This is a genomic window from Neorhizobium alkalisoli (assembly GCF_007829835.1).
In the GTDB taxonomy this organism is placed as follows: Bacteria; Pseudomonadota; Alphaproteobacteria; order Rhizobiales; family Rhizobiaceae; genus Neorhizobium.
Genome location: NZ_VIWP01000002.1, coordinates 745,290 through 771,283 on the forward strand (window position 1 = coordinate 745,290; position 25,994 = coordinate 771,283).

A 25,994-nucleotide genomic window follows, 5' to 3' on the forward strand; every position below is an offset into this window, starting at 1 on the left:
ACGGCGCTTGGCGGAAACACAATCCGGCGAAAATTGCCGATCCGAACCCCGAAATTACCTGTCCGATGCGGGATCGAGCAGGCAGCTCATGAAAACTTCGGTCTCGGTGAAGAGAGTATGCACCGAACGGAAAGGCGGGCAGAAGGCGAAACCGGACGCCTGATAAAACCGGATCGCATCGGGGAGATAGACCGAGGTCTGCAGAACGATCCGGCGCTTGTTGCCTGCCGTGATGCCGGCGAAAACGGCTTCGATCAGCGCCTTGCCGATCCCCTTCTTTCGGAAAGCGGGATCGACATAGAACCTGTGCAGTTCATCGGCCGTCTCATCATGAGGCGCAAAGCCGAGGCAACCGGCCGGCTGGCCGTCCCAGCGGGCGAGAAACATCGCGGCGGGCGCGACATAGAGTTCGGCAAGGTTCGGATTGTCGTCCCGGTGAAAAAGCTCGAAGACGAGATCGGGCGGGATGCCCTTTTCGGCATGGATGCTCGCATCGAGATCCGCCAGCCGGTCGCACATGACCGTGACGGCCTGAAAATCCTTCGGCGAGCTTGCCATCGAAACCGAAATCACACCTTTTCCCCATTCCGGCGGTTGCAGCTGGATTGCTAGCATGAATGCCCGCGTGCCGGAAGCTGATGACGTTATTCCCGTCGTTTCGCAGAAGCGGGTGCTGCAGCGCAATAAAGCTTTTCTTCACGCTTTCGGCACATCCCTCCCCGCCATCCTTGCGGGCGACCCGCTCCGGCACTACCTTCGACTGCAGAGACATGCAGATCCGCCGGGCAGATCCGCCAGGCGACAGCGCGCGGCCGCCGGGAGAAAACGCATGGTAGATGCCATTACATCGATTTCCAGTTCGGCCGCATCACGGGCGACGCAGGCAGACAGCAGCCTTTCCTTTGCCGAGCCGACCAATGCCTGGGTCGGCGCCCGGCAGTCGCATATCACGGCGGACCTGCTTGCCCGACAGAGTGCCGCGCTGAACGAGGAGGAAGTCGCTCCCGCCCCGCATCCTCATGGCGACGAAGTCGATGCGGATGGACAGCACGGACATCGGCCCCAGGAGCGCGCGCTGCTGGAGGAAATTGCAGCGGAAGCATCCCCAGAAGAGACCGCAACGCTTTCAGGCGAAAGCGACCGCATCGGCACGATGAATTTCGACGACGACACGCCATTTGGCGAGCGCAGCGCGTTTCTCTGACCAGACGCCTTCTGGCCTTTTATACGCGTTGCCGATGCGGAAATGGCGCTGGAGAAGGATGCGGCTATCGGCGACAATGGCGGCCGACTCGCCACTCCTCCCCGAACCCTTGCCGGATTTCCATCCATGCCTGCCCAACCAGACCGGAGCGTGAAAACCGGTTGCGATACCATCGCTTCCGTCAGGATCGCAGCCGCCCAGACGCCGGAATTTCGCGACGACGTTTTTGCTGCTCTGGCCCATCTCACGACCCTGGTCGCCGAGGCTGAGGAAGCCGGAGCGCAACTCGTCTGTTTTCCCGAAGGTTTCCTACAGGGCTATCTGATCGACGCGGCTTCGGCACGGCAGGTCGCGATCGACCTTGCTTCCAGCGAATTTGAGACCCTGCTGGACCAATTTCCGAAGACGGGGCCGGTGATCGTCTTCGGCATGATCGAGAGTGATGGCGACAGGCTGTACAACACGGCCGTCGTGATCGAACGGGGAAAGCTTGTCGGCCGCTATCGCAAGAAACATCTCCTGCCGGGCGAGAAGGCTTTTACACCCGGCACTGATACGCCGCTGTTTACGGTCGGCAAGATGCCGTTCGGCATCAGCGTCTGCTACGACACCAATTTTCCCGAAACGACCCGCGCCATCGCAGATCTCGGCGCCATGCTGATCGTCTGCCCGACCAACAACATGATGCCACGACAAAGGGCCGAGGAATTTCGCGACGTGCACAATGCCGTCCGCGGCGAGCGCTGCCGCGAGACCGGCCTCTGGCTCATCTCCGCCGACGTCACCGGCGAACGCGACGGCCGGCTCGCGATCGGGCCGACTGCCGTGCTCGATCCGCAGGGCAAGGTGGCGGCACAGCTTCTACTCGGAACGCCGGGACTGCTGGTGTTTGATATTCCCTTGACGGGCTGACCTGCCGCCGTATCGCGAGGATTGCCGGCCTTACGCCGACATCAGCTCGCGGACCGGAGCCTTGGGCTCGCCGGCGCCTTCGACGGCGTCTGCGATCGTGGTGTTGAACAGCACGTCACGGGTGGCATCTGCAACGCGGGCGAAGACGTGGCGGATCTCGCAGAGATGTTCGCCGTCGCAATCATCGCATTTGCGGTAGGCTGTCTGGGAAAGACAGGGAAGCGGCGCGATCGGGCCGTCGACGAGGCGAAGAACTTCGCCGAAGGTGATGGCATCCGCAGGCTTCAGGAGCAGATAACCGCCCTGCTTGCCGCGCCGGCTGATGACGATCCCTGAGCGTTTCAGGTCAAGCAGGATCTGCTCCAGGAACTTCTTGGGGATGCTCTGCTGGACCGCAATGTCGGAGATCAACATCGGTTCTGCCGGATCGGACTGCGCCAGGGCCGTCAGGGCTCGCAGCGCATATTTCGCCTTCTGGGATATCATCACGCAACCGTTGGAACGCTTTATCGCCGCCGCGGGGTAAAAGACCACCCTGCGACGTCGCTCGATCATCTCATTTCAGGGCATCCACCGGCGCTTGGGAAAGACGTTCGAAGGGTGCTCGTCAAAGGCCGCGGAACCGCAGCTCTTGAGCCTGTTCAGGCTTACCTCAAATGATGAGGGAATACAAACGAATGACCGGGCGGAAAGCCCTAAAAATGCTCACATTTGGTTAAGGCGGCTGGTTTTCTGTGTGCAGCGCGGTTTGGAGAGATATTTGCTCCCGACACAGGCCGGAAGAAACCGCTTTTTCTCGTTTTTCACGTGCATTCCCGGGATAATTCCGCAAATGCTCATGAAAGAACATCCATGACTTTGCATGAAATAACCAGCCACGGGCGTCCGGCACTCGCAGCCGACCTGAATACCGAGTTGCAGAACCTCGATCTTGCCGGCCGTCTGGCGCTTGCAGCCAAGCTTGGCCGGGCCGTGTTCACCACCTCGCTCGGCATCGAAGACCAGGTCATCACCGCGGCGATCGGAACCCATCGCCTGCCGATCGAAGTCTCGACGCTCGAGACAGGCCGCCTCTTCAAGGAAACAGTCGACCTCATCGCCGAGACGGAAGCCCGTTTCGACATGTCTATCCGCCGCTTCTTTCCGGAACAGGACGATATCGACGCTTATGCCGAGAAATACGGCCTGAACGGCTTTTACGACAGCGTCGAAGCGCGGCATGCCTGCTGTCATGTGCGCAAGCTGAAGCCTCTCGCAAAGGCCTTGGCTGGCGCCGACATCTGGATCACCGGCCTCAGACGCGGCCAGTCGGGCAATCGCGCGACGACGCCGTTTGCCGAATATGATGCCGAGCGCAACCTGATCAAGATCAACCCGCTGGCCGACTGGGATATCGAAACGATCCACGCCCATGTCGCGGCGGAAGCGATTCCGGTCAACCCGCTGCACGGTCGCGGTTATCCTTCGATCGGCTGCGAACCCTGTACCCGCGCCATCAAGCCCGGCGAGCCCGAACGCGCCGGCCGATGGTGGTGGGAAAACGACGAAAAGCGCGAATGCGGCCTGCATGTCCCGGACAATCATGGTGCCGAAGACAGCAGCCAGCAGAACGTCGCTCAGCCTGTTTCCCAGGCCATTTCCCCGGCAAGCGCGGTCCGCTGAGGACACCCTGCCAACTCTTGTGTTTGTTGAATACCCGGAGACTGAAATGCCCCTGTCCGCACAGGAAACGGAAATCAAGAACCCGCCCGTTTCCAAGCCACCGCTCGATCCGCATCTGAAGGCCCTCGAAAACGAAGCGATCCACATTTTTCGCGAGGTCGCGGCCGAGTTTGAAAAGCCGGTCATGCTCTATTCGATCGGCAAGGATTCCTCCGTCCTCCTGCATCTCGCCCGCAAGGCCTTTTATCCCGGCCGCGTCCCCTTCCCGCTTCTGCATGTCGATACGACCTGGAAGTTCAAGGAGATGATCGAGTTCCGCGACGAGATTGCCGAAAAATACGATCTCGACCTCGTCGTACACACCAATCCGCGCGGCAAGGCGGAAGGCATCACGCCGTTTACCCATGGCTCGGCGTTTTATACCGACATCATGAAGACGGAAGCGCTGAAGCAGGCGCTGGATGCCGGTGGTTATGACGCAGCCTTCGGTGGCGCCCGCCGCGACGAGGAGGCGAGCCGCGCCAAGGAGCGGATCTATTCCTTCCGCACGCCCGACCACAAATGGGACCCACGCAACCAGCGTCCGGAACTGTGGAACGTCTATAACGGCATGATCAAAAAGGGCGAAAGCGTCCGCGCCTTCCCGCTGTCGAACTGGACCGAGGTCGATATCTGGCGCTACATCCAGGCCGAGGATATTCCGCTCGTGCCGCTCTATTACGCCGCCGAACGGCCTTACGTTGAGCGCGATGGCATGATGATCCTGGCCGAAGATCCGCGGCTTCAGCTCCTGCCCGGCGAGACCGTGCAGCATGGCTCGATCCGTTTCCGCACGCTCGGTTGCTTCCCGCTGACCGGCGCGATCCGCTCGACGGCCTCGAACCTCGAGGAAGTCATCGCCGAACTGGAAATCGCCACCGTTTCCGAACGCCAGGGCCGCGCCATCGACCGCGACCAGTCAGGCTCGATGGAAAAGAAGAAGCGTGAAGGATATTTTTGAGATGACCGCAACCGCTGCTTCCTCATCAGCCACCATTCTGCCCTTCGCTGAACCGGCAGCCCGCTCGGGCCGTGACGCGCGACCGCTGCGGCTGATCACCTGCGGCTCGGTCGACGACGGCAAATCCACCCTGATCGGCCGCCTGCTCTGGGACACAAAGGCCGTCAAGGAAGACCAGGCCGCGACGCTTGCCCGTGACAGCGGCCAACAGAACGATCTCGGCTTGCCCGATTTCGCACTGTTGCTCGATGGCCTGCAGGCCGAGCGCGAACAGGGCATCACGATCGATGTCGCCTATCGCTATTTCGCAACCGACCGGCGCTCCTTCATCGTCGCCGACACGCCCGGCCATGAGCAATATACCCGCAACATGGCAACCGGCGCCTCGACTGCCGATCTTGCCATCCTGCTTGCCGACGCTCGCGCCGGCCTGCTGGAACAGACTCGTCGGCATGCGACGATCGCAGCGCTGATGGGCATCCGGCAGTTCGTGCTGGCGGTCAACAAGTTCGATCTCGTCAATTACGACAAGGCGATCTTCGACCAGATCTCGCATGATTTTCGCGAGCTGGCTTTGTCGCTCGGCGTGCGCCAGGTGACCGCCATCCCGATGTCGGCACTGAAGGGCGAAAACGTCGTCTACGCATCCGAAGGCGCCATGCCCTGGTACCAGGGGCCGACGCTGATCGAGGCGCTGGAGCTTGCCACGACACGGTCGACCCAGACCGGCGGTTTCCGCCTGCCCGTGCAGCGCGTCGCGCGTCCGGGCGAGAGTTTTCGCGGTTATCAGGGCACGGTTGCCGGTGGCGCAATCAAGCCGGGCGACAGTGTCGCCATCCTGCCCTCCGGCACGATCGCCAATGTGAAGCAGATCGTCACCTTCGACCTCGTGCGCAATGCCGCCGTGGCCGGCGATGCGATCACGCTCGTTCTCGACCGGCAGGTGGATGTAGCCCGCGGCGACATGATCGTCTCGATCGATGGCCCGCCGATGACCGGCACGGGTTTCGATGCACAGATCGTCGCCTTGCAGCCGGGCGGCATCGAGCCGGGCAAGCGTTACTGGCTGAAGAGCGGTTCGCGCCGCCAGCGCGTCACGGTCGAGCCGGTCTCGCAGCTCGAGCTTTCAAGCGGCAAGTGGCAACCGCATGCCTCGACGCTTGCCATGAACGCGATCGGCAAGGTGCACCTCGCCTTCGAAGAACAGGCGATCTTCGACACCTATGAGCAGAACCGGGCAACCGGCGCCTTCATCCTGATCGATCCGGATACGCTGAACACGGTTGCCGGCGGCATGATCACCGCCAAGCGCGCCGATCTCGGCGGCATTCATCTGGAAGGCCAGCGCGTGCTCCTGTCCCTGCCGGCGGATCTTGCCGAACAGATCATGGCCAGCGAGCTTTTCGCCGCCCGCCGCAACGAAGTGGAGATCCGCCGGTTGAGCGGCAAGCAGGCTACAGACCTGTTGTCGGACACGGGCGAGAACGACTGAAGACCGACAACGCCTTCCTGAGACCCGGCAGCTTCACGGCTTGCCGGGTTTTCGTTTTTCCGCTGCTCCCTTCCACGACGCTGGAAAGACCGCGAAGGCTGACCGCCCGGCATATTGAAACATCCCGATTTTTACCGGCAGGCGCAGGGAACCACGCAATGCGCTCCCGGATCGCGGCCTGTTTCGCCGATTGCAACCCATGCAACAAAACCGTCAGAAAACACAGCTCTTGCGCGATCTGGCGGGAATTGCCACTCTATTGAACACAGATACCGGAAAAGCCGGACAATTGGTGCGAGCTATGCGCGACACCTGTTTATGCCAAAGATTTCAATTCATTGTGCGAAGATGTGCATTGCGGAAACTGGCAGGTTTGCCACATTCGCCGACTAAGGAACAGGCAGGTTGCACGACCTGTTTGCACGACTGACACAAACGCCTATATCATGGCTTCCTTAACTCTCCGGGAATCGCGCTTTAGCGCCGCATGCCTCGGGCAAAGATCTGCTGTCGATGGAAAAGCATCTACTCCGATATATCTGGAACCATACGCGGCCACAGCAGATCTGGATCCTGGCGATCGTCCTGATCTCGATGATCCCCTATTTCATGGCCTTCGACCTGCCCAAGCAGATCATCAACGGGCCGATCCAGGGACAGGGTTTTAACGGCCCCCGCGCCACGATGCCTTTCCTGGCATTCGATTATTCCATTCCCTTCGTCGGCTGGTCGATCAGCTTCGACGGTTTCGAGATGAACCGCCTGTGGATGCTGATGGCGCTTTCCGGCGTCTTCCTGCTGCTCGTCATCATCAACGGCCTCTTCAAGTTCTATATCAACAACTACAAGGGCCGGCTCGGCGAGCGGCTGCTGCGGCGCATCCGTTACGAACTGGTCGATCGCCTTCTGCGCTTTCCGCCGAGCACGATGCGCCAGATCCGCGGCGCCGAAGTGTCGAGCATGGTCAAGGACGAGGTGGAGCCTTTCGGCGGCTTTACCGGCGATGCCTTCGTGCAGCCGGCCATGCTGGGCGGCCAGGCGATTGCGGCACTTTGTTTCATCGTGCTGCAGAACCTCTGGCTCGGCCTGATCGCCGCCTTCATGGTGGCCATTCAGGTCGGCATCATTCCAAAGATGCGCCGGCGGCTGATCGAGCTTGGACGCCAGCGCCAGATCACCGCCCGCCACCTTGCCGGCAAGGTGGGCGAGATCGTCGAAGGCATGGACACGATCCACAGCTATGACACGACGAATTACGAAAGGGCGGATATCGCCCACAGGCTCGGGCAGATCTACAAGATCCGCTACGAGCTTTATCAGTGGAAATTCATCGTCAAGTTCGTCAACAATTTCCTGTCGCAGCTGACGCCGTTCCTGTTCTATTCGATCGGCGGCTATTTTGCGCTGCGCGGCACGCTCGACGTCGGGCAGCTGGTTGCCGTCATCAACGCCTACAAGGACCTTCCGGGACCGCTCAAGGAACTGATCGACTGGGATCAGGCCCGCCAGGACGTACAGGTCAAATACGAGCAAGTGCGGGAGCAGTTCGAGCCGACCCAGCTGATCGAGCCGACCGTGCATGCGCTCGCCGTCAAGCTTCCCGATCACGACGCCTCTCCGCTCGCAGCCGTCAACCTGACGATCGTCGATGGCAGTGGCGCAAGCGTTGCCGAAAACGTCACGCTCAAGATCGAGCTTGGCGAGACGGTGGCGGTGATCGACAATGCCGGGATTGGCGCGGAAGCCGTCGCGGAAGCGTTCGGCCGCATCGTCTGGCCCGCCTCCGGCAAGGTCATGCTTGGCGATACGGATATTCTCGAGCTGCCGGAAGCCGTGACCGGGCGGCAGATGACCTATGCCTCTGCCGACAGCTATTTCTTCCATGGCACGCTGAAGGACAATCTTCTCTACGGGCTGAAACACGCGCCGATGACGAAGGAGAAGGAGCCCAAGCTGACGATGGCGCGCCGCTGGGCGCTGAACGAAGCACAGATGGCCGGCAATTCGACCCATGATCCGAATACCGACTGGATCGATCGGCGCTCGACATCCGTTTCCCGCGGCTCGCAGGACGATGTGAAGCAATCGGTGCTCGGCGCGCTCGATGCCGTGCAGCTGACCCCGGATGTCATGGAACTGGCGCTGCATTCCTATATTGATCCAGCCGAAAACCCGACGCTGACCGAGCGCGTGGTGGAAATGCGTTTCGCGCTGCGTGAGGAGCTGACCAAACAGGGCCTCGGCAGCATCGTTTCGCATTTCGATTTCAGCGCCTACAATACCGAGGCGACGGTGCGCGAAAACCTGCTTTTCGCCGCAACCCGCCAGAACGGCAACGGCACGCCGGATGTGGAGATCGAAGAAGGCGAATATGTCTTCGAGGTGCTGAAGACCGCACAGCTCTTCGACCTTCTCTACGACATGGGTCTGGCGATTGCCGAGAACGTCACCGAAATCTTTGCCGGCCTGCCGCCGGAACATCCGCTCTTTCAGCAGCTGGAGCACATCACGGCGGAGGACATCGCCTTCTACCAGCAGTTCCTGAAGCGCAAGCGCTCACGCCGCGACCTGCAGGTGAGCGCCAACGAACAGCGGGCAATCGTCAAGCTCAGCCTGTATTACGTCGAGCCGCGCTATCGTTTCGGCGTGCTGACGCCGGACATCATGAGGCAGATCGTCGCGGCGCGCGACATCTTCTATGCCAACCTGCCGGCCGCCCTGCGCGACCGTATCGAGCGTTATGACCCGCACAAGTACATGTCTGCGGCGACGCTTCGAGAAAACATCCTGTTCGGCAAACTGTCGCATCGCAGCCCCGATGCTCCGGCGAAGATCCGCAATGTCGCGGCAAGACTCTTAAGGGAAATGGGGCTTTACGAGAGCTTCATCGGGCTTGGCCTCGATTACGACGTTGGCGCCAGCGGCCGGCGGCTGACGTTGATCCAGCGCCACAAGCTCAGCCTTGCCCGCGCATTGGTGCGCCGGTCGAGCTATTACGTGTTCAACAAGCCTCTTCCGGGCCTCGATCGACGGGTTCAGGAGGAAATTGTAAAAAATGTGCTTCACTTCCTGCAAGAGCAGGACAATAATCCCTCCGTGGTATGGGTTTTGTCTAACACATCCCTGTCACGATTGTTTCATCGGGTGATAGTATTCGACCGCGGTCACGTGGTCGAAGACGGTACCTTCGAAACGCTAGACATGAAGAGTGGAATTTTCAAATCATTGGTGGCATAATACCGGTGTCATCAAAACAAACGACCAGACTGGTGGGCGTCATGTTGCTGAATGAAGAAGTCCAATTGCTGCGCAAGGTCCCCTACTTTTGCAGGGTAGATCCGTGCAAGCTCAAGCTATTGGCTTTTACATCGGATCGCGTGTGCTACGAGCCTGGCCAGTATCTGTTTACCCAGGGCGACGATAGCGAAGCCGCTTACGTCATTCTCTGCGGCAAGGTCGATCTCCTCACCGATTCGTCGAACGGAGAAGTAAAGATCGGCGAAGCCGGATGCAATTCAATCATTGGTGAGATGTGCCTTCTCTCCAACGCGTCGCAGGCGGTCACCGCACGCGCCACCACCGAAGTCGATGCGTTGCGCATCACCAAGGACGCGTTCTTCAAGGTCATCGCCGACAATCCGCGAATCAGCATGGAGATCAGCCGTACGCTGGCTGAGACGATCCGTGGCTCGCGTTTGAGCGACATGCAGCACGAAAAGCAGCACGCCTGATCCAGACCGGAACGGTTATCCACAATTAAGTTCGGTGGCAGTTTGATAGCTGTCATCGCAGTGGTTCGCCGTGATCTGATGCGGAAGATTTGCCGTTCCAATATGGCAAAAAGCGGGCAAAACGCCCGCTCCAGCAATCACGATAAACTCATCAGCACGTTACTTTTTGTCTGTGATGACAGGCACTTATCGTAACCAATCGTTAACGATCTTCAGCGCCGGCGATAATAGAAGTAACGCCCCTCTTCCACCGTCGGCAGGAGCGGCAGGGCTTCGAGGTCGGCATGTTCGAGCGGCAGGCCGCTGACGGCATAACCGCCCTTGGCGAGCATGCCGGCCACCATCTGCGGCAGCCAGGTCAGCGTGATCGCATCCTTATCCGGGTAACCGGTGCCGATATCGGCATGGACGAGGGCCGCATTGCTGCCGACGAAGCCGAGACCCGTCTCCTTGATCTCGCCGAGCACGACATCTTCCGGCTCCGGAGCTTCCGTCTTGTGGGCGCCCATCTGGCGGTCGAAGGCGATGATGCGGCGGTCGGAAAACAGCTGGCGCAGGTGGCTGTGGGTGCGACCATTGCCGAGGCCGACTTCCAGAACATCACCCGCCGGGAGCCCCAGAACCTGATCGACATGATTGAGAATGTCGCGCTGGGCGGTCATCCGGCTGATGAAGCTGTCTAGTCTGCTCATTTTATGTTTCCTTCTCAGGCCTTGACGATATTGGCGGATGCGATGCCGCGCACCGCCATGGCATTGCGGGTATCGACGACGAGCTGGGCATCATGCGCCAGAGCGGCGTAGTCAATCTGATCGTGGTCGGTGGCAATGATCACCGCATCGAACTCAGAAGGCTTGTCGATTGCGACTGAGCGGCGGCCCATGAGGTGGCCGTATTCGCGCGTCTTCGGCACTTCGTCGATAAAGGGGTCGTGATAGGCGACATCGGCGCCGCGCTCGAGCAGCAGTTCCATCAGCCTGAGCGACGGGCTTTCGCGGATATCCGGCACGTTCTTCTTGTAGGCAAGGCCGAGCACGAGGATTTTCGAGCGGCTGAGTGCCTTGCCGAGATTGCGGTCCAGCGCTTCGGCAAGACGGTCGATGACGTAACGCGGCATGGCCGTGTTGATCTCGCCGGCGAGCTCGATGAAGCGGGTCGGCTGGTCGTATTCGCGGGATTTCCAGGTGAGATAGAAGGGATCGATCGGGATGCAGTGGCCGCCGAGGCCCGGGCCCGGATAAAACGGCATGTAACCGAAAGGTTTTGTTTTGGCGGCGTTGATGACATCCCAGATGTCGATGCCCATCCGCTCGTAAACGACCTTCAGCTCGTTGACGAGGGCGATGTTGACGGCGCGAAAGACGTTTTCGGTCAGCTTGACCGCTTCCGCCGTGCGTGTGCCGGAGACAGGCACGACGGTCTTCACGACCGAACCGTAAAAGGCCTCGACCAATGCCGATGCGATCTCGCCATCGCCGGCAACGACCTTTGGGATGCTCGACGTGTCGAAATCGCGATTGCCGGGATCTTCGCGTTCCGGCGAATAACCGAGGAAGAAGTCACGGCCGGCGACGAGGCCGGTCGCTTCGAGAATGGGTTTCATCACCTCTTCGGTCGTACCGGGATAGGTGGTCGATTCGAGCACGACAAGCTGGCCGGGCCTGAGCGTCTTGGCGATCTGCTCGCAGGTCTTGCTGACATAGGTCAGGTCCGGCTCGCGATGGCGGGTGAGCGGCGTCGGCACGCAGATGGCGATGATGTCGCATTCGGCAAGGCGGGCGAAATCACTGGTGGCGGAAAAACGCCCCTCGCCGGTCTCACGGGTCAGAACCGTGTCGGACACCGCCTCGATATAGCTCTTTCCGGCCTCGATCGCGGTGATCTTGCCCGGATCGATATCGAAACCGATCACCGAGAAGCCGGCGCGGGAAATCGTCATGGCGAGCGGAAGACCGACATAGCCCAATCCGATGACGCCGGCGCGGGCATGTTTCGTCTCAATGGCAGGCAGAAGATCCGCCGCCTGGGGTCGTTCCTGGCTCAAGGGAGGTACTCCGGAAGGATAGTCTTTATGGCTTCTTCACGTGGTCCCGATGGGCGGCGGTGTCAAGAGAGGTTTCCGGGAGGGATGATGGCTGGATAGAGGGCGAAGAGGGCGCCGCCAGCCGATCTCCCCCCTTGTGGGGGAGATGCCCGGCAGGGCAGAGGGGGGTATTATCGCGCTCTTATTTCGCTTTGAAATCGCCGAGACGTTGCTACCCCCCTCTGTCACTTTCGTGACATCTCCCCCACAAGGGGGGAGATCACTGAGCGCTGCAGAAAAATCCACCCCGCCCCTTGCAAAAAGCCACCCGCTTGCGGCTATCTGCGGCGATGAACATCGCCTTTTATGCGCCTCTCAAATCCCCCAGGCATCCCGTACCGTCCGGCGATCGGCTGATGGCCCGGCAATTGCTGGAGGCTTTGCGGCTGGCGAGGCATGCGGCAGATGTGGTTTCGGAATTTCGCGCCTTCCTGCCGGATGCCACGTCGCCAACGGAAGAGCGTGATGCGCAGGCTGAGGCCGAGATCACGCGGATCTCAACAGTTTGGGAAGAGACCGGGACGCCGGACCGTTGGGTGACCTATCACCCCTATTACAAGGCGCCGGACCTGATAGGCCCGAACCTATGCCGCCGTTTCGGCGTACCGTATCTGACCGTCGAAACCTCCTATTCGAACCGGCGCAATCGCGGCCAGTGGATCCGGGCGCAGGAACTGGTGGCGGAAGGGGCGCGGCAAGCGACTGTGAATATCTGCATCACCGAGCGGGACGCGCATGGGCTGCGGGAGGTCATTCCCGAGGCGCGGCTGGCGCGGATTTCGCCCTTCATCGATCCGGCCCTTTACCTCGTACATGATCCCGTGCCTCAGCTTGGGAAGCTGATGACGGTGGCGATGATGCGGCCCGGCGACAAGCTTTCGAGCTATACGGCGCTGGCAGAATCGCTTTCCCGCATCGGACATCTCGACTGGGCGCTTTCCATCATCGGCGACGGGCCGGCGCGGGCGGAGGTGGAGGCGCTGTTCGAAAACCTGCCGGAAGGCCGGATCGAATGGCTGGGCCAGCGGGAACCGGCCGAGATCGCAAAACTTCTGTCGACGGCCAGTCTCTATGTCTGGCCCGGCCATGGCGAGGCCTATGGGCTGGCCTATCTCGAGGCGCAGGCGGCGGGCCTGCCTGTCGTCGCCGAGGCGGTGGCAGGCGTTTCGGAAGCCGTTGCGAATGGCCGAAGCGGCATTTTGACACCGGGCGGCGATCGGGATGCCTATGCGATGGCGATCGCACGTTTGCTCGAAGATCAGACGGAACGGCAAAAACTTGCCGGCAATGCCCGCGACTTCATCCTCAGCGAGCGGTCCATCACCGCAGCGGCGACGCGGCTCAACGACATCATCACAAACTGCGGAGACATGCCGGCGTGAGCGAGATCGATCTGAAACAGGCTTTTGACCGGCTGGCGCAGCAGGGCAAAAGCGTCGATTTCTGGCTGCGGGATGATGACGCAACCGAGCCGACGGCAGCGCTCGACCAGCTCACGGGTCTTTGCATGGAATTCTCCGTGCCGCTTCTCCTCGCCGTCATTCCCGAGCCAACCGACGAAAGGCTGGCCGCGCATCTGGACGGTTTGGACAAGGCCGATGTCGCGGTCGCCGTGCATGGATGGACGCATCAAAACCATGCCGGGCCGCAGGAGAAGAAACAGGAGCTGGGCAGCCATCGCCCACTGACCGAGGTGACGGACGAGCTGGCGGCCGGGTTTGCGAAACTGACCGAACTGCATGCCTCACGCTTCGTGCCCATGCTGGTGCCGCCGTGGAACCGGATTGCGCCTTCAGTCATCGCGGCCCTGCCCGATCTCGGTTTTCGCTCGCTCTCCACCTTCGGCCCGAAAAAGCCGGCGCCGGTGGCCGTGCTCAACAGCGATGTCGATATCATGGACTGGCATGGTACCCGTGGCGGGCGTCCGGCAGATGCGCTTTTCGCCGAGATTTTGGCGCTTCTCGACGGGGCAGACGAAAAGCCGGTAATCGGCATTCTCGGCCATCATCTCGTTCATGATGAACAGGCCTGGGATTTTCTGACGCGCCTGTTCCGCCTGACATCCGGGCACCCGGCCTGTCGCTGGCGGTCAGCGCCAGACTTGCTGCGGCACTAAGCCGCCTACCAGGATTTCCAGGCGATTAGCAAACCATCGCCGCCACCGGAAACCGCCGCCTTGCAGGCCGCTTCGACATCGCTCATCGGCGCGCCGCGCGAAAGTTCGGCGGCGACAAGGTCTGCCGGTGCGACGAATGTGCTGGTCTGGCGGAAGGCGACCGTCATGGCGAGCGGGCCGGTGGACCACCAGGCCGGTGCGTCGGGAAGTGCCGCGACGATATCGGGGATCGTCTGTAGCATGCGTTTGAAGACCGGATGACCGGGGGGCGTGGCGATGAAGGAATTGGCGAGAAGCAGGCTGCCAAAACCCGTCTCGCGCGGCACCGCCTCGGCCATGGCGCCAAGCCCGATCAGCGGCAGCAGATCGGCAAAACCGAGATCGTCGCGGGTCGGGTACCAGTCGCAGTCGAGGTAGATGCCGCCGAGCGCCTGCAGGATGGCATAACGGGCGATATCCACGGCACCGGGATAATCGCCGATCTCCAGCATGCGCAGATAGGATGGATGGGCATCGGCCCCGAGCTTTTCGAGATCGGCCTCGCGCCACAGGCGGTATTCGAAACCGGTCTTTTCCGCATGGATCGCCCAGCGCTCGACGCTTGGCGGCACCGGCAGAGTGCCGAGCCAGATCTGGTGGATGATGCGCGGTACCGGCGCACGGGCAAGTTCGGTCATCACGCGGCGTTCCGCGGGATCGAAAAGCCCGAGAGCCGCCATGGCCTGCGGCGGCGGTACGAGGCTGTGCTGCAGGCCGACGCGGCGGACGATATCGCGCTCGGCCTTGGCGAGCTTCAGATAGGCGGAATGCAGCTTTCGCGGATAACCGAGCAGCGTCATCTCGCCGAGCGCCCGGCTCTTCATCGCCTCGGCATCTGCGCGCAGGGCGTCCAGGGTCTGGCGGGCCTCATCGAGCCTGCCTGCCGAAATCAGATCGCGGGCGGCAAGCAGAAGCGCACGGAAATTCTTGGGTCCGGAAGTTTCAGCCGACAAATAACTCATCCCCGCAATTCACTCTGCCCGGATTTTATCGGTACGTTTCACGCCGATGTCACGCAACCAGCTTACGCGGCATGCGTTCTTACCCGAATTCACGCGCATATTCGTCAAGACAGAAACCTTTTCTTCTGTCTTATCAAGGACAGATCGCATCCAAACCCCGTCAAGGGCGTTAGACGAACAGTACAAAACCAATGAGAGCCTTATACATGGACAGGCCCCGGACCCTAGGCTAGGCTCTGTTCCAACCCCGATGACATTCTGTTTACCCAAAATAAACGAGCTGGAATAATCCCGTATGATCAAGCGTCCAGAACTGCTTCACATCGAAGGACTGAACGTCTCCTTCCCTGTGTGGGGTGGCTCTATTCATGCCGTGAAGAATTTCGGCATGAGCCTGCGTCCGGGCAAGGTGACGGCGCTTGTGGGGGAATCCGGATCCGGCAAGTCGGCGCTCGGCCGGGCGGTGATGGGCATCGAGACCGAAGCGGCGAAGATTTCCGGCCGTGCGGTGTTTACGGATCCCGCCACCGGCAAGTCGATCGACCTTCTTTCGCTGCCCAAGGATGGTCGCCAGATCCGCGCCATTCGCGGCAGCCGCATCGGCATGATCTTTCAGGAACCGATGACCTCGTTTTCGCCGATCCACACGGTCGGCGACCAGATCGAGGAAGTGCTGAAGATCCACACGGCGATGTCGACCGCGGAGCGCCGCAAGGCGAGCGAGGAAATGCTCGGCCTGGTCGGCTTCGACAATCCGGCCCGCGTCTTCGACATGTATCCGTTCGAGCTTTCCGGCGGCATGCGGCAGCGCGCAATGATCGCCATGGCGCTCGTCTGTCGCCCTGCCCTTCTGATCGCCGACGAGCCGACGACCGCACTCGACGTCACCATTCAGGCGCAGATCCTGAAACTGCTGCAGGACCTGCAGTCGCAGCTCGGCATGGCGATCATGCTGATCACCCACGATCTCGGCGTCGTTGCCTCGATGGCCGACGAGGTGGTGGTGATGTATCGCGGCGAAGTCATGGAAGCGGGCACCGCCGCCGACATTTTCGACGACCCGCAGCATGCCTATACCAAGGGCCTGATGGCCGCCGTTCCGGATTTCGACCGGCCGCGCACCGAACGGCTGAAGCCGCTGCGCGAGATCCAGGTCGATACCCATGGCCTGATGTCCAAGGGTCGGGCGATCGGCAACTGGCAGGCGCCGGAAGTGCTCCTCTCCGTCAAGCACGTGACGAAGACATTCGCGAGCAAACGCAGCGGCAGTTTTGGCTTCGGCGGGAATTCTGCCCGCACCGTTGCCGTCAACGACGTCTCATTCGACATCAAGCGCGGCGAAACGCTGGGCCTTGTCGGCGAAAGCGGCTGCGGCAAGACCACGCTCAGCAAGATTCTCATGCGCGGCCTTTCCGCGGATCATGGCGAAGTGACCTATCACGGCGAAAACGGGCCGATCGACGTTCTGCATGCCAAGGGCGATGCGATGCAGGAACTGCGCACCCGCCTGCAGATGGTGTTTCAGGATCCGGTCTCGTCGCTTTCGCCGCGCATGCCGGTGCAGCATATCGTGCGCGAACCGCTCGATATCCATGGCCGCGGCGACAAGAAGAAGCGCCAGGAACAGGTGCGCAAGCTGATCAACGCCGTCGGCCTGCCGGATGCGGCGCTGATGCGGTATCCGCACAGCTTTTCCGGCGGCCAGAGGCAGCGTATCGGCATTGCCCGCGCGCTGGCGCTCGGGCCTGACCTCTTGATCTGCGACGAGCCGGTTTCGGCTCTCGACGTGTCGATCCAGGCGCAGATCCTCAATCTGATGAAGGACCTGAAGCAGGAACTTGGCCTCACCTATCTGTTCATCTCGCACAATCTGGCCGTGGTGAACTATATGGCTGACCGGGTCGCCGTGATGTATGCCGGCCGCATCGTCGAGATCGGCCCCTGCGAGACGATCATGCGCAAACCGGTTCATCCCTATACAAAGAAGCTGTTGGCGGCCGTGCCGCTGCCGAGCCTCGATCACAAGCTGGATTTCGGCCTGACCGGGACCTCGACCTCCGCCTCCAAGAAAATCTGGGGCAAGCAGTTCATCGAGGAAAAGGATTCCGACAACCTGACCCATATCGACCTCGGTGGCGGGCATCTGGTGCTTGCCCAGAAGAATGTCGATGCGCGGGAGCTTTCCGCATGACCATGTCCGATTTTTCCACCATCACCCGCCGCCAGATGCTGGCGCTTCTCGGCTCGGCTGCCGGGACCGCGGTAATGTCCGGCACGGCCTTCGCCGCCTACAGCCAGTCCGATTTCGTTGCGACGATCTCACCCGACCAGCCTCTGCCGCCGGTGGACGAGCGGCTGCCGAAAGTGCCGCGCGTGCTGAAACTCTCGGAACGTGGGCTTCTCCCCGGCAAACATGGCGGCACGATGCGGATGCTGATCGGTGGTCAGCGCGACATCCGCTACATGCCGATCAACTGCTACAGCCGGCTGGTGGGTTATAATCCGCAGCTGCAGCTGGAGGCCGATATCCTTGAAGCCTATGAGGTGAAGGACGAGCGGGTCTTCACCTTCCACCTGCGCGAAGGCCATAAATGGTCGGACGGCACGCCGTTCACGACGGAAGATTTCCGTTATGTCTGGGAAGACGTTTTTCACGAGAAGAAGCTTGCCCGCGGCGGCCCGCCGACCTCGCTGCTGATCAACGGCAAGGCGCCGCGTTTCGAGGTGATCGACGAGCGCACCGTGCGCTACAGCTGGGACGATCCGAACCCGGATTTCCTGGCGGACCAGGCATCGCCTTCGCCGACACGTCTGATGTTTCCGGCCAACTACCTGAAACAGTTCCACGTCAAATATCAGACCAAGGAAATCCTCAACCAGTATATCAAAAAATTCAAGGTGGATGACTGGGCGGCCGTGCACCAGCGCATGTCGCGCACCGTGCGGCCTGAAAACCCGGAACTGCCGACGCTCGACGCCTGGCGCAGCCGCACCGAACCGCCGGCCGAACGTTTCGTGTTCGATCGCAATCCCTATTATCACCGGGTCGACGAAGACGGTCGGCAGCTGCCCTATATCGACAGGGTGCTGCTGGATGTGAGCTCGGCCGACCTGATTGCCGCCAAGACCGGCACCGGCGAAAGCGACCTGCAGATCACCAATCTCGATTTTGCCGACTACACGTTCCTGAAGGGCGCGGAAAAACGCTACTCGCTGGAAGTGGACCTGTGGAAGCGCACGCAGGGCTCGCGCATGGCACTTTTCCCCAATCTCAACTGCAAGGACGATGTCTGGCGCAAGGTTCTGTGGGACAAGCGGTTCCGCCGGGCAATGTCGCTTGCGATCAATCGCGGCGAGATCAACAAGGCCGTCTTCTACGGGCTCGCCAAGGAAAGCGCCAACGCGATCTTGCCGGAAAGCCCGCTGTTCAAGCCGGAATATCGCGATGCCTGGGCGGCCTTCGATCCGGCCAAGGCGAATGCCCTGCTCGACGAGGCGGGTCTGCCGATGGACGAGGATACCGGGCTGCGCAAACTGCCCGACGGACGGCCGGCGACGATCATCGTCGAGATCACCGGCGAAAACAGCTTTGAGACGGACGTGCTGGAACTGCTGACCGACCAGTTCCGCGAGATCGGCCTCAGGATTTTCCCGCATGTGTCGCAACGCGAGCTTCTGCGCCGGCGCGTCAAGGGCGGCGATGCGATCATGTCGGTCGGTATCGGCCTCGACAATGGCGTGCCGACGGCCGACATGTCGCCGAAGGAGCTGGCGCCGACCAGCGACGACCAGCTGCAATGGTGCATCTGGGGCCTGCACACGCTTTCAGGCGGCGGTGACGGACATCCGCCGGAACTGGAAGAGGCGATTTCGCTGCTCAACCTCTATGACGACTGGCGCAAGGCCGAGGGCCATGACCAGCGGGCGGAGATCTGGCACAAGATGCTGGCGCTGTTCACCGACCAGGTGTTTTCGATCGGCATCGTCAATGCGACGCTGCAGCCGATCGTGCGCACGAGAAAACTGAAGAACCTGCCGGAAAAAGCCCTCTACGGTTTCGATCCGACCTCCTATCTCGGGGTCTATCTGCCCGACGCCTTCTGGTACGAGGAGAGCGCCTGACATGCTGCGTTATATTCTGTGGCGGGTGATGGTGATGATCCCCACCCTGGTGCTGATCTCGATGCTGATCTTCACGATCATCGAACTGCCGCCGGGCGACTATTTCGAAAGCTATATCGAACAGCTGAAGGCGATCGGCGAAAAGGCCGACCTGCAGGAAATCGAGGAGCTGCGCGCCCGCTATGGCTTCGACCAGCCGGAGCCGATCCGTTATCTCAACTGGGTCGTCGGCATGCTGCATGGCGATTTCGGCTATTCGTTCGAATACCGCCTGCCGGTGACGGACGTGGTCGGCGACCGGATCTGGCTGACCATTCTCGTCTCGACAGTGACGATCGTCTTTACCTGGCTGCTCGCCTTCCCGATCGGCGTCTATTCCGCCACGCACCAGTATAGCTGGGGCGATTACGGGCTGACGCTGCTTGGCCTGATCGGCCTTGCGATCCCGAATTTCGTGCTGGCGCTGGTGCTGATGTATTTCGCCAATATCTGGTTCGGCACGTCGATCGGCCATCTGATGGACCCGAACTACATCAGCGAACCCATGAGCTGGGCGAAGTTCAAGTCGATCCTCGAACATCTCTGGATCCCGGTCATCATCATCGGCACGGCCGGCACCGCCGGCATGGTTCGCCGCCTGCGCGCCAATCTGCTGGACGAGTTGCACAAGCAATATGTGATGACTGCCAAGGCGAAGGGCCTGCATCCGTTCAAGGTGCTTGTCCGTTATCCGCTCAGGATGTCGCTCAACTTCTTCATTTCCGACATCGGCTCGATCCTGCCCTCGGTCATCTCAGGTGCGGAAATCACCGCCGTGGTCCTGTCGCTCGAAACCACCGGCCCGATGCTGATCCGTGCGCTGCAGAGCCAGGACATGTATCTGGCCGGCTCGTTCCTGATGTTCCTGAGTTTCCTGACCGTCATCGGCGTGCTGATATCGGATATCGCGCTTGCCCTGTTCGACCCGAGAATCCGACTGCGCGGAGGAAAAACCAAGTGACCGTTGATCGGCCGAGGGAAGCGGGCGCACTGGCCCATTACGTGCATCAGGGGCCCTTCGACCCCTATGACGTCGAAAAGACCGCGCAAGGATCGTCGCAGGCGAAGGAAGCCTCGCAGCTGACGCTGATGTGGTGGCGGTTCAAAAAGCACCGGCTGGCGCTGATTTCCGGCATCTTGCTGTTGATCGCCTATATCGCGATCGTCTTCGTCGAGATCCTGGCGCCCTACAAGGTGCATAGCCGCAATGTCGATTTCATCTATGCGCCGCCGCAAGGCGTGCATCTGTTCCATGACGGCAATTTCGTCGGCCCCTTCGTCTACGGGCAGAAGATGGAACTGGACATGACGACGCTGAGGCGCGTCTATTCCGACGATCATTCCGACGTGCAGAAACTGCGTTTCTTCTGCTCGGGCGAAAGCTACCGGTTCTGGGGCGCGATACCCGGCAATTTCCACCTCGTCTGCCCGGCCGAAGGCGGTCAGTTCCACCTACTTGGCACAGATCGCCTCGGCCGCGACATGCTTTCGCGGATCATCTACGGCGCCCGCATCTCGCTGACGATCGGCCTTCTCGGCGTGGCGACCAGCTTCATCCTCGGTATCGTCATCGGTGGCATTGCCGGTTATTGGGGCGGCTGGTTCGATCTCGTCACCCAGCGTGTCATCGAGGTTCTGCAATCGATACCGCATATTCCGCTCTGGCTGGCGCTGGCCGCCATCATGCCGGCCGACTGGAGCCCGATGCTGATCTATCTCGGCATTACCTTCATTCTCGGCATGCTCGACTGGACGGGGCTTGCGCGCGCGGTGCGCTCGAAATTGCTGGCGCTGCGTGAAGAGGATTACGTGCTTGCGGCACAGCTGATGGGGGCCGGCAGCACGCGCATCATCGGCCGGCATCTCATCCCAGGCTTTATGTCGCACCTGATTGCCAGTGCAACACTTACCATTCCGGGTATGATCCTTGGCGAAACCACGTTGAGTTTCCTTGGACTTGGTCTTAGACCTCCGATCACGAGCTGGGGCGTGCTTCTCACAGAAGCGCGAAGCGTCAGCGCCGTCGCTCTTTATCCTTGGCTGCTGATCCCGGTCGTGCCAGTGATATTCGTTATTCTTGCATTCAATTTCCTCGGTGATGGCCTCAGAGATGCAGCAGATCCATACAAGTAGCATGTGCTGCATACGGGCTATGTTCAGCGAGTTTCAGGGTATTGGGGGCAGATAGGGCATGTCGCGTCATCTGGGTAACGCACGCATTCTCATGTACAGCCATGACACGTTCGGTCTCGGCCATCTGCGCCGGTGTCGGACGATTGCCGACTCGCTGGTAGAAAACTACCGCGGTCTGCAGGTGCTGATCATTTCCGGCGCAACGATTGCCGGCGCGTTCAACTATCGCGCCCGCGTCGATTTCGTGAAGATCCCGAGCGTGATCAAGCTGCGCAACGGTGAATACACGTCGATGGACCGGCATATCGATCTTCAGGAAACCATGAAGATGCGCCAGTCGATCATCCGCCATACGGCGGAAAGTTTCGAGCCGGACATCTTCATCATCGACAAGGAACCACTTGGCCTGCGCGGCGAGGTGGAAGACACGCTCGTCTACCTGAAGACCAAGGGCACGACGCTGGTTCTCGGCCTGCGCGACGTGATGGATGCGCCGCATCTGCTGCAGGCCGAATGGCAGCGTCATGACACGCTGCGCAAGATCGGCCAGCTTTACGACGACATCTGGGTCTATGGCCCGCCGGAATTCTACGATCCGCTCGAAGGCATGGATGCGCCACCCGCCGTGCGCTCGAAAATGCAGTTCGTCGGCTTTCTGCAGCGCAAGGTCTCGATCGACGCCCAGCCGGAGGCGGAAACCGACGAGGACTATCTGCTGGTGACGACCGGTGGTGGCGGCGATGGCGCCGATCTGGTGCGTGACGTGATCGCCGCCTATGAGGCCGACCCGACGCTGACCTACAAGGCCGTGATCGTGCTCGGCCCCTATATGCCGGCCGAACAGCGGGCGAATTTCACCGAGGCCTGCAAGAACCATCCGCTGCTCGAAGTCATCGAATTCGACAACCGCATGGAAGACCGCATTGCCGGCGCCAAGGCGGTGATCGCCATGGGGGGCTACAATACCTATTGCGAGATCCTCTCCTTCGACAAACCGGCACTGATCGTGCCGCGCACCCAGCCGCGCGAAGAGCAGCTGATCCGCGCCACCCGCGCCGCCGAACTCGGGCTGATCGACATGCTGTCTGCCGAAGACAGCTGCGATGCGCCGAAATTCGCCGACGCGATCAAGCAGCTCTGGGAGCGGGATCCGCCCTCAGTCAGCGCGCCGGGACTGCAGATGGAAGGCCTGCCGCATATTTCGCAGATCGTCGAAGGCTGGTTCAAGAACAAGGGTTTTCACCTTGCCGTCGTGCAGGGCTGACATTTTATCATGACGAACAAGACAATGGTCGTGCTCCTGAAGGGCTATCCGAGGCTTTCGGAAACCTTCATCGCGCAGGAGCTGCTCGGCCTCGAACGCGCCGGTTTTCGCCTGAAACTGGTGGCGATGCGCCGGCCGACCGACAAGAAACGCCACCCGGTGCATGACGAGATCCAGGCGCCGGTGAGCTACCTGCCGGAATATCTGCATGAAGAACCCGGCCGTGTCCTCAAGGCATTGTGGAAAGTCTGCCGCATGCCCGGCTTCGGCAAGGCGCTGTCCGCCTTCCTGCGCGACCTGCCCAAGGATGTTTCCCGTAACCGCTTTCGCCGTTTCGGGCAGGCTGCCGTGCTGGCCGCCGAATGGCCGGCAGACGCATCCTGGCTGCATGTGCATTTCATCCACACACCGGCCGCCGTCGCCCGCTACACGAGCCTGATGAGCGGCACGCCCTGGACCGTCTCGGCCCATGCCAAGGATATCTGGACATCCGGCGACTCGGACCTCAGGGACAAGCTGAACGACGCCCGCTGGGCCGTGACCTGCACCCGCACCGGCTTTCAGAAACTTGCAAGCCTTTCCACCCGGCCGAACGTGCATCTGAGCTATCACGGCCTCGACCTCAAGCGCTTTCCGGCCTTCGAGGGCGACCGCAGCCGACGGGACGGTTCCGATCCCGCCGATCCGGTGCGGATCCTGAGTGTCGGCCGCGCCGTGCCGAAAAAGGGCTATGACACGCTGCTCAAGGCCCTTTCGCTTCTGCCGGCCGAACTCTGCTGGACGTTCATCCATATCGGCGGCGGCGAGGAATTGTCCCGGCTGAAAGCGATCGCGACCGACCTGAAGATCGCCGAGCGTATCACCTGGAAGGGGGCACTCGACCAGCGCGACGTGCTGCAGCACTATCGCGACAGCGACCTCTTCACTCTCGCCTGCCGGATCACCGCCGATGGCGACCGCGACGGCCTGCCCAACGTGCTTGTCGAAGCCTCCAGCCAGAACCTGCCGATCGTCGCGACCGATATTTCCGGCATTTCGGAATTATTCGTCGACGGCGAAAACGGCCTGCTGGTCGAGCCGGACCAGCCGCAGCAACTGGCGCAGGCGCTGGAGCGGGCGATGCGGGATCCAGCCTTGCGTATCGGCCTCGGCAAGGCGGCGGAAAACCGGGTACGCAGCGATTTCGACTATCACACCAGCATTGCCGACCTGAAACGGCTGTTTTCCGAAAGCTGGACGTCGGGAGCGAAGTCATGAGCGCTGCAACGACGTCTTCCCTTCCTTATACGTCTCTTCCCGGTGCCGGCCGACCGGTTCTGTTTTATGTCCAGCACCTGCTCGGCATCGGCCATATCGTGCGCGCGAGCCGGGTGGCGCAGGCGCTGCAAAAAGCTGGTTTCGACGTGACGCTGGTGACGGGGGGAACACCCGTGCGCGGCTTTCCGCCGGAAGGCGTGAAACATGTCCAGCTTCCACCCGTGGTCGCCTCGAACAGCGGCTTTTCAAGCCTCGCCGACGAGAACGGCAAGCCGGTGGACAAGGCTTTCGAGGAGCGCCGCACCGCGCTTCTGCTTGAAACCTTTCACGAGACGAACCCGGTTGCCGTGATCATCGAAGCCTTTCCCTTCGGCCGTCGACAGGTGCGTTTCGAACTCCTTCCGCTGCTTTCCGCCGTCAGGCAGGCGCCGCAAAAGCCCCTCCTGCTCTCCTCCGTGCGCGACATCCTGCAGGAAAACCGCAAGGCCGGGCGCGACGACGAGACGATCAGCCTGGTCAACGACCATTTCGACGGCGTGCTGGTGCATGGCGACGAGCGCTTTGTGAAACTGGAAGAAACGTTTCCGCGCGCATCCGAATTTGCATCAAAAATCCATTATACGGGCCTCGTCGCCCCGAGGAAGCCGGAGCCTGCTGCAGACCGTTTCGACATGCTCGTCTCGGCCGGCGGCGGCGCGGTCGGCGCCGGGCTGATCACGGCATCGCTCGAGGCACAACGCATCCTGGGTGACCGCCGCTCCTGGTGCGTCATTACCGGCCCGAACCTGCCAGCCGCTGATTTTGACCACATTTCCGCATCTGCACCAGACAATGTCACCGTCATCCGCTTCCGCCCGGATTTCCCTTCCCTGCTCGCCAATGCCGAGCTCTCGATCTCGCAGGCCGGCTACAACACGGTCTGCGACCTGCTCCAGACCGGCTGCCGCCCGGTGCTGATCCCCTTTGCGACCGGCGGCGAGACGGAACAGACGGTGCGGGCTGAAAAACTAGCAGGCCTCGGACTTGCGGAAGTCGTGACCGAAGCGGAACTGTCTGGCGAAGCACTCGCCGCCGCCATCACCCGTGCTGCCGCACTGAAGCCGGCAGCGACGCTGTCGCTCTCGCTGGACGGTGCGGAGGAAACGGCCGCGATCCTCGATCGGCTGCTGGCATAACGCCAACGCAGTCTTCGGCCTTTTCATGAAGATCGCGTATGAGCGGTTTGGCATTTTCAAACGGCAGAAAAAGAAAAAGCCCGCAAATGCGGGCTTTCTGACTGGTCGGAGTGGCAAGATTCGAACTTGCGACCCCCACGTCCCGAACGTGGTGCGCTACCAGACTGCGCTACACTCCGTGACCAGTGGCGCCTCTATAGAGCAGCATTTTCCGTTCCACAAGCGCCCTTTTGAAAAATTTGCCGGCAAAATTTCTCAAGCCCCGAAATGGCCGCCGGCAGCCGTCGCGAAAGCTTGCAATGCGTTGCAAAAAAGCGGCTTTCGTAAAATTTGATGTGCATTGTTCCGCATGACCTCGCAGACGCGCCCAAAAATCTGTTAGCTGCGCTTTAGCAAAACCTTGCTCACACTTTCGACATTACGAGGATTTCGAGGATCATGAGCCGCAGCCTCATCGCATCGACCACCCTTCTTGCACTTGCCCTGACCTCCTGCACCACCGTCAGCATCGCGGAAAGCCCGATCAACGCCCGCTGGGTTGGCCATTCGGCCGGCGAGTTCTTCGCAAAATACAATCCCCCGCTCAGCGATACCGACAGCGGTTCCTCGACCATCTACAACTGGCGCGGCGGTTACTCGCGGATCAAGACGAAGGAAGGCCGCTCGGTCAGCGTCAGCTGCTCGGCCAAGATCACCGTTTCGGAAAATTACACGATCCGCGACATTTCCGTGATCGGCGACCGTCCGGGCGCCAGCGGCAAAAGCTATTGCGAAGAAGTGCTGACCGCCAAGTAAGCGGGCAG

The 25,994-nt window shown here is 61.0% G+C and carries 22 protein-coding genes and 1 tRNA gene; 17 read left to right on the forward strand and 6 right to left on the reverse strand.

Features of this window, described 5'->3' with window-relative positions:
- Positions 1 to 54: 54 nt before the first annotated feature.
- Entirely contained in the window at positions 55 to 615 is a 561-nt protein-coding gene (locus tag FHW37_RS09465) for a GNAT family N-acetyltransferase (RefSeq protein WP_145635372.1), read from the reverse strand.
- A 214-nt stretch (positions 616 to 829) separates the two neighbouring features.
- On the opposite strand from FHW37_RS09465, the gene FHW37_RS09470 reads away from it, so the two are divergent.
- On the forward strand, positions 830 to 1,204 hold the full coding sequence (locus tag FHW37_RS09470) for a hypothetical protein (RefSeq protein WP_145635375.1): 375 nt from the start codon (positions 830 to 832) through the stop codon (positions 1,202 to 1,204).
- A gap of 171 nt (positions 1,205 to 1,375) precedes the next feature.
- On the forward strand, positions 1,376 to 2,116 hold the full coding sequence (locus tag FHW37_RS09475) for a carbon-nitrogen hydrolase family protein (protein ID WP_145636039.1): 741 nt from the start codon (positions 1,376 to 1,378) through the stop codon (positions 2,114 to 2,116).
- 30 nt (positions 2,117 to 2,146) lie between these two features.
- Here the strand turns inward: FHW37_RS09475 and FHW37_RS09480 are convergent, their stop codons facing one another.
- Positions 2,147 to 2,602 (reverse strand): RrF2 family transcriptional regulator, encoded by a 456-nt coding sequence (locus FHW37_RS09480; protein WP_145635377.1) that lies wholly within the window; start codon positions 2,600 to 2,602, stop codon positions 2,147 to 2,149.
- Positions 2,603 to 2,968: 366 nt separating this feature from the next.
- On the opposite strand from FHW37_RS09480, the gene FHW37_RS09485 reads away from it, so the two are divergent.
- The 5 genes from FHW37_RS09485 to FHW37_RS09505 all read left to right on the forward strand — a co-directional run bounded on the left by FHW37_RS09485 (position 2,969) and on the right by FHW37_RS09505 (position 10,001).
- Complete coding sequence (locus tag FHW37_RS09485) at positions 2,969 to 3,778, forward strand: phosphoadenylyl-sulfate reductase (RefSeq protein WP_145635379.1); 810 nt, start codon at positions 2,969 to 2,971, stop codon at positions 3,776 to 3,778.
- Positions 3,779 to 3,824: 46 nt separating this feature from the next.
- Positions 3,825 to 4,778: a sulfate adenylyltransferase subunit CysD gene (gene cysD / locus FHW37_RS09490; protein ID WP_145635381.1), complete on the forward strand. Its 954-nt coding sequence runs from the start codon at positions 3,825 to 3,827 to the stop codon at positions 4,776 to 4,778.
- Between the two features lies 1 nt (position 4,779).
- The gene (gene cysN / locus FHW37_RS09495; protein WP_145635383.1) at positions 4,780 to 6,270 is read left to right on the forward strand and encodes a sulfate adenylyltransferase subunit CysN; all 1,491 of its coding nucleotides are present in this window, start codon (positions 4,780 to 4,782) and stop codon (positions 6,268 to 6,270) included.
- 513 nt (positions 6,271 to 6,783) lie between these two features.
- Positions 6,784 to 9,507 (forward strand): ABC transporter transmembrane domain-containing protein, encoded by a 2,724-nt coding sequence (locus tag FHW37_RS09500; protein ID WP_145635385.1) that lies wholly within the window; start codon positions 6,784 to 6,786, stop codon positions 9,505 to 9,507.
- Between the two features lie 41 nt (positions 9,508 to 9,548).
- Entirely contained in the window at positions 9,549 to 10,001 is a 453-nt protein-coding gene (locus tag FHW37_RS09505; protein WP_145635387.1) for a cyclic nucleotide-binding domain-containing protein, read from the forward strand.
- 212 nt (positions 10,002 to 10,213) lie between these two features.
- Here FHW37_RS09505 and FHW37_RS09510 read toward each other — a convergent pair whose 3' ends face one another.
- Both FHW37_RS09510 and FHW37_RS09515 read right to left on the reverse strand, forming a co-directional pair.
- On the reverse strand, positions 10,214 to 10,693 hold the full coding sequence (locus FHW37_RS09510; RefSeq protein ID WP_145635389.1) for a class I SAM-dependent methyltransferase: 480 nt from the start codon (positions 10,691 to 10,693) through the stop codon (positions 10,214 to 10,216).
- Positions 10,694 to 10,707: 14 nt separating this feature from the next.
- Positions 10,708 to 12,045, reverse strand: coding sequence for a nucleotide sugar dehydrogenase (locus tag FHW37_RS09515; RefSeq protein WP_246690714.1), 1,338 nt, complete (start codon positions 12,043 to 12,045; stop codon positions 10,708 to 10,710).
- Between the two features lie 329 nt (positions 12,046 to 12,374).
- Between FHW37_RS09515 and FHW37_RS09525 the strand changes: the two genes are divergently transcribed.
- Complete coding sequence (locus tag FHW37_RS09525) at positions 12,375 to 13,466, forward strand: glycosyltransferase family 4 protein (RefSeq protein WP_145635392.1); 1,092 nt, start codon at positions 12,375 to 12,377, stop codon at positions 13,464 to 13,466.
- Positions 13,463 to 14,200, forward strand: coding sequence for a polysaccharide deacetylase family protein (locus tag FHW37_RS09530; RefSeq protein ID WP_145635393.1), 738 nt, complete (start codon positions 13,463 to 13,465; stop codon positions 14,198 to 14,200). The genes FHW37_RS09525 and FHW37_RS09530 overlap by 4 nt, the downstream gene beginning before the upstream one ends.
- 5 nt (positions 14,201 to 14,205) lie before the next feature.
- Here FHW37_RS09530 and FHW37_RS09535 read toward each other — a convergent pair whose 3' ends face one another.
- Entirely contained in the window at positions 14,206 to 15,192 is a 987-nt protein-coding gene (locus tag FHW37_RS09535; protein WP_246690715.1) for a glycosyltransferase family 32 protein, read from the reverse strand.
- A gap of 304 nt (positions 15,193 to 15,496) precedes the next feature.
- On the opposite strand from FHW37_RS09535, the gene FHW37_RS09540 reads away from it, so the two are divergent.
- The 7 genes from FHW37_RS09540 to FHW37_RS09570 are packed head-to-tail and all read left to right on the forward strand — an operon-like array spanning position 15,497 to position 25,191.
- Positions 15,497 to 17,392 (forward strand): ABC transporter ATP-binding protein, encoded by a 1,896-nt coding sequence (locus FHW37_RS09540; protein WP_145635395.1) that lies wholly within the window; start codon positions 15,497 to 15,499, stop codon positions 17,390 to 17,392.
- Between the two features lie 2 nt (positions 17,393 to 17,394).
- Positions 17,395 to 19,323 (forward strand): ABC transporter substrate-binding protein, encoded by a 1,929-nt coding sequence (locus FHW37_RS09545; protein WP_246690736.1) that lies wholly within the window; start codon positions 17,395 to 17,397, stop codon positions 19,321 to 19,323.
- A 1-nt stretch (position 19,324) separates the two neighbouring features.
- Positions 19,325 to 20,323, forward strand: a complete 999-nt coding sequence (locus FHW37_RS09550; protein ID WP_145635397.1) for an ABC transporter permease — start codon at positions 19,325 to 19,327, stop codon at positions 20,321 to 20,323.
- Entirely contained in the window at positions 20,320 to 21,495 is a 1,176-nt protein-coding gene (locus FHW37_RS09555; protein ID WP_145635399.1) for an ABC transporter permease, read from the forward strand. The genes FHW37_RS09550 and FHW37_RS09555 overlap by 4 nt, the downstream gene beginning before the upstream one ends.
- 58 nt (positions 21,496 to 21,553) lie before the next feature.
- Positions 21,554 to 22,759, forward strand: a complete 1,206-nt coding sequence (locus tag FHW37_RS09560) for a glycosyltransferase family protein (RefSeq protein ID WP_145635401.1) — start codon at positions 21,554 to 21,556, stop codon at positions 22,757 to 22,759.
- 9 nt (positions 22,760 to 22,768) lie between these two features.
- Positions 22,769 to 24,016: a glycosyltransferase family 4 protein gene (locus FHW37_RS09565; protein ID WP_145635403.1), complete on the forward strand. Its 1,248-nt coding sequence runs from the start codon at positions 22,769 to 22,771 to the stop codon at positions 24,014 to 24,016.
- Positions 24,013 to 25,191, forward strand: coding sequence for a glycosyltransferase family protein (locus tag FHW37_RS09570; RefSeq protein WP_145635405.1), 1,179 nt, complete (start codon positions 24,013 to 24,015; stop codon positions 25,189 to 25,191). Before FHW37_RS09565 ends, FHW37_RS09570 begins: the two co-directional genes overlap by 4 nt.
- Before the next feature lie 102 nt (positions 25,192 to 25,293).
- Here the strand turns inward: FHW37_RS09570 and FHW37_RS09575 are convergent.
- Positions 25,294 to 25,370 (reverse strand) — tRNA-Pro (locus FHW37_RS09575).
- 259 nt (positions 25,371 to 25,629) lie between these two features.
- On the opposite strand from FHW37_RS09575, the gene FHW37_RS09580 reads away from it, so the two are divergent.
- Positions 25,630 to 25,986, forward strand: coding sequence for a hypothetical protein (locus FHW37_RS09580; RefSeq protein WP_432442834.1), 357 nt, complete (start codon positions 25,630 to 25,632; stop codon positions 25,984 to 25,986).
- Positions 25,987 to 25,994 lie beyond the last annotated feature (8 nt).